Origin of the sequence: Cupriavidus phytohabitans, assembly GCF_017815025.1 — a bacterium.
Lineage (GTDB): Bacteria > Pseudomonadota > Gammaproteobacteria > Burkholderiales > Burkholderiaceae > Cupriavidus.
In genome coordinates this window covers 1-4,112 of record NZ_JAGIQB010000136.1, presented here as the reverse complement: position 1 = coordinate 4,112, position 4,112 = coordinate 1, and the positions used below count along the sequence as shown (strand labels likewise).

General features: G+C 54.0%; 5 protein-coding genes. 4 read left to right on the top strand and 1 reads right to left on the bottom strand.

From position 1 onward, the window contains the following. Nucleotides 1-162: 162 nt before the first annotated feature. Nucleotides 163-1,179: a 1-aminocyclopropane-1-carboxylate deaminase gene (locus tag J8I34_RS33415; protein ID WP_209808471.1), complete on the bottom strand. Its 1,017-nt coding sequence runs from the start codon at nucleotides 1,177-1,179 to the stop codon at nucleotides 163-165. Nucleotides 1,180-1,375: 196 nt separating this feature from the next. Between J8I34_RS33415 and J8I34_RS33410 the strand changes: the two genes are divergently transcribed. The 4 genes from J8I34_RS33410 to J8I34_RS33395 all read left to right on the top strand — a co-directional run bounded on the left by J8I34_RS33410 (nucleotide 1,376) and on the right by J8I34_RS33395 (nucleotide 3,864). Further along, nucleotides 1,376-1,882: an Lrp/AsnC family transcriptional regulator gene (locus tag J8I34_RS33410; RefSeq protein ID WP_209808469.1), complete on the top strand. Its 507-nt coding sequence runs from the start codon at nucleotides 1,376-1,378 to the stop codon at nucleotides 1,880-1,882. A gap of 502 nt (nucleotides 1,883-2,384) precedes the next feature. Next, the gene (locus J8I34_RS33405; RefSeq protein ID WP_209808467.1) at nucleotides 2,385-2,993 is read left to right on the top strand and encodes a hypothetical protein; all 609 of its coding nucleotides are present in this window, start codon (nucleotides 2,385-2,387) and stop codon (nucleotides 2,991-2,993) included. 71 nt (nucleotides 2,994-3,064) lie between these two features. After that, nucleotides 3,065-3,610 carry an ankyrin repeat domain-containing protein gene (locus J8I34_RS33400; RefSeq protein ID WP_209808465.1) on the top strand — a complete coding sequence of 182 codons (546 nt, stop codon included), beginning with the start codon at nucleotides 3,065-3,067 and terminating at the stop codon, nucleotides 3,608-3,610. Further along, nucleotides 3,607-3,864, top strand: coding sequence for an FmdB family zinc ribbon protein (locus J8I34_RS33395; protein WP_371748199.1), 258 nt, complete (start codon nucleotides 3,607-3,609; stop codon nucleotides 3,862-3,864). Before J8I34_RS33400 ends, J8I34_RS33395 begins: the two co-directional genes overlap by 4 nt. The last annotated feature ends 248 nt before the right edge of the window (nucleotides 3,865-4,112 follow it).

Here is a 4,112-nt window from a genome sequence, read left to right as displayed (position 1 = left end):
GGGTGGAGTCTTCAGATTAACGCGTCAGCCTCTCGTGACGCTGACGTTCGCTGGAGGTATTTCAGCGGCCTGCTAAGCTGCCAGACAATTTGCGATGGTGTTGTCCGCATATCCACGCTAGCCCTCGATTCGCAATCAACCCCCTGCATCTGAGCGGAATCCTTAGCCACCTCGGAATAGGAAGCTGTACGCGCTTAGAGCAGGCGCGCCGCCTAGGTGGACGTATAGCACTCTTGAGCCTTCAGGAAATTCACCACCACGGACCATATCGATCAATGCGTGCATAGACTTACCCTCATACACTGGATCAGTCATTATGCCTTCATACCTGGCGCACAAACGGATTGCTTCGAGCGTACCTTCGGATGGTAGCCCGTACTCCGGTCCGCCGTAACGCGTGTCGAGCACGATGTCAGTATCAGTAATCTCGCGACCTAGGTCGACAAGCTGTGCGGTGTGGCGCGCGATTCGCAGAATTTGCTCCCGAGTATGTTCGGGCCTTGCCGAAGCATCAACGCCAATCACGCGATTGGCGCGTCCTTCATCTGCAAAACCGACTGCCATGCCGGCTTGTGTGCTCCCTGTAACCGAGCACAACAGGATATAGTCAAAGCCGAAGCCAAGTTCCGCCTCTTGCTCCCGAACTTCCTCGGCGAATCTGACAAAACCCAAGCCACCCAGAGGATGTTCAGAGCAGCCAGCGGGAATTGGATATGGTTTTCCACCATCATGAAGCACACTTTCTATTGCTTCCTTCCAACTTTTTCGTATTCCGATATCGAAACCGTCGCCAACTAGGCGTACGTCAGCTCCCATAATGCGCGACATCTGGATATTCCCGACGCGGTCATAGACCGCGTCCGAGTAGTTAACCCAGTTCTCCTGGACCAGAACGCACTTGAGTCCAAGATGTGCTGCTACCGCCGCCACTTGCCTTGTCTGATTAGACTGTATGCCTCCAATCGACACCAGCGTGTCGGCAGCCTGCTCTAGCACATCGGGAATCAAGTATTCAAGTTTTCGAGTTTTGTTTCCTCCAAAAGCTAGCCCACTATTACAGTCCTCACGCTTTGCGTATAACCGGACCTGTCCTCCGAGATGCTCGCTCAGTCGCCTTAGAGGATGGATGGGGGTTGGGCCAAATGTCAATGGGTAACGGGGAAAGCGTTCGATCTTCATGACGGAGCTCCGGCGTGATGGTAAGTTGTACTCGCGGGGGCAATTAGGGGACACTTGCCTCTCTTGGACCATTTCCCAGTTCTCAGGTGTTCAAACAACTTCGCTCGAAAAATGGAACGCGAGGCACTCCTGCAAAGCTCGCCCAATTTGAGCACCATAAAAAGAATTGACTTCAAATTTTTCTCGCATGAAACCCATGGGAACCACAACATTTCACACGACCAACCAACCTAAGGTAAGCGTTGATGCACTAGATGGTATCGACAAGGCCATCTTGAGAGCCATGCAGCAAGATGCATCGATCTCAAACTTGGCGCTGGCAGCGCATCTCAATCTAAGCCCGCCGGCGTGCTCTCGGCGCGTTGAACGACTCAAGAGGACTGGCCTCATCCGTGGCATCGTGGCGCTGCTGAATCCGGTGAAGCTAAGGGCTGGCATGCTTGTATTGATTGGCGTGGTCCTGGAACGTGCCACTCCCGAGTCCTTTTCGAAGTTTGAGGAGGCCGCGATAAAAGTCACAGGCTGCATGGAATGCCATGTAGTAGCTGGGGAGTTCGATTATTTCATGTTGGTCCGGACTCGGGATAGCGAGAGCTTTAACAGACTGCATTCCGAGCAACTTCTATACCTGCCCGGTGTACGACAACTCCGTTCCTTCATGACGCTCAAGGAAGTGCTATCGAGCACCCAGATTCCGATTTGATTTGAAACGACTGACGGTAAGTTTCAGCGTCTCTACAGGTCGGCTTGTAGAAAGCTACGCCGGCCGTGTACTGCTTGGTTCCGGGGGACAGGGCGGCGGCGTCCTTAGCCACTAGCAGCGCCTGAGCTCGGGGGCCTACCCGCGTCGCATAACACTATTGCCGAAACTGAGCGCTTGCCTTTCGTTCTTCGGCCACTGCACAGCGGTTGTTCCGCCCAGTTCCCAGTTCAGTCGGTTTCCTCGTCGCGTTTCTCGGCATCAATGGTTTCTCAACTTTGGCGTGAGCGTGTAGTGCCATGTACTTTTTTCAGTGGCCTTTAAGACAAACCTCTGCTCCTTTTGTCGCGAATGACACCTCGCTACTCCTCGAAAGCCTGCCCGCATACCATCTCAGCATATTTTTTTACTGGTACGGATGTTGCGGAGGTCTTAGCCGTCGCGTCGCTCCATACGCAACGTTTCGGTTAGTGTGGGGTGCCTTTGCTTGAAAGGAGGAATATGTATGACCGCTACACCTGTTCGTGATGAGCTCGACGACACCCCGTTCGCGCGTCTCCAACACGAGGGGCGTCTTCTCAATGCAGTCTTCAAGGGTCGAACGACGAAGCCAAGGCGCGTTGGTTTTCGGGGCGAACTTGCGCTCCGCTTCGCCCCGCGGCTCGCCGACGAGGCGCGGCCACCCGAACTGTGCTGCGAGCAGGTGATGGCTGTGGCCCATGCGGGTGATTCTCAGCTGCCATTCTTTTGCGGCTGGCTCTTGAGTTTCGAGCACTTAAGAGACGTCGCCGAAGTGTTGGGTGACGCCTTGCACGCGCGCGGGAAGTACTTCCTCTTCTGCGACAATATCGATCTGACTAAGCGGTACCAAGTACCGTACAGGGGAGCAATGTTCTATGTACTGCCGATCATTGAGTCGACTGTGTACAACGAGATGCTGGAGCTTCTGTACTTGGAAAAAAATGAGCTGAAAAAGCAAAGTACGGCAGCGAAGTTGGATGCTATAGCCGACGCCGGTTGCCGATTCGAGTTTCCCTTTGACATTATCAGCTATGAAGAAGGAATCAAAGTGATGGGGCCGGTGCGCAATCCACACGAAAATCGACCAGTCTGACGTTTTCATTGCGGCCTCTTGAAGTGTGACGATTCGTCTAACGGGATACACAGATACAACCGGAGTGCAAGATGTCACTGGAGAACACGATTGCCCCCTACGAGATCATAGATACTGAACGCCCCCGAAGTATCGAAGTATCGTGGAAAAGCCGTAGGCATGCGCCCCTTGTGATATGGCTGTCGAACCATGGCTTCCCCGACGCAGATTCATTTGGCGTAAATGGCATTACGCCGCTGATGGAGGCAGCGCTAGAGGGGAATGACCACATTGTCGCGACTTTGCTCTATGAGGGTGTACCCGTCGCCATGCTAGACGACGAAGAGAATAGTGCGCTCTGGTATGCGTGTTTGAACGGTGCGCCAAAAACTATCCTCAGGTTAATCAACGCCGGCCTCGATATCGATCACACAAACGGAGATGACCTCACGTGTCTAATGCGGGCCGCTGCAAGTGGCCGGCTTGACGTTATGAGATTTTTGATGTCGCTAGGAGCAAACGAAAGGCTCGTTGCACCCGACGGGCGAAACGCTCTGGAAATGACGACTGATTGCGTAATGAGGAATTGCATCGACCATCGAACAGAGGCCATTCCGTTGGATACTAATTTTCTATGAAGAAGAGGCCTATGCCGCTCTACGACTATGTTTGCTGCCAATGCGGTCTACGCTACGAAACGCTTGTACGCGCAAGCCAAAAGCCCGTGTGCCCGCAATGTGGCAGCGTGACACTGACTAGGCAAGTCTCTGCGCCGTCCCCTCCCCTGCGTAGCAAGTCGCTCGTCGCAGCCGCACGTCGGCAGGCGGCAAAGGAAGGACATGTCAGCAATTACACAGCGGAGGAACAACGGGAACTCCTTCGCCGGAGCTGAAAGAAAGAGGGGACGACCGACACGTACGCCAGAGAGGCTGCTCCCTTTCGCGAAGCCACGCAACGATCCTCACGCCACCGTGCTCTTGGCCGTCTTCTCTTCATATACGGATTTATATGGCGGTTCACCTAGGGAATCGCTGATCAATGAGGTTTGCGGTTGATGTTGCGGAAGCCGTGGTCTTCGGCTTTCGCAATACGGGAGAGAACGACCAATTCAAGCCGTCCTTCACACGTTTTGCACCTGTC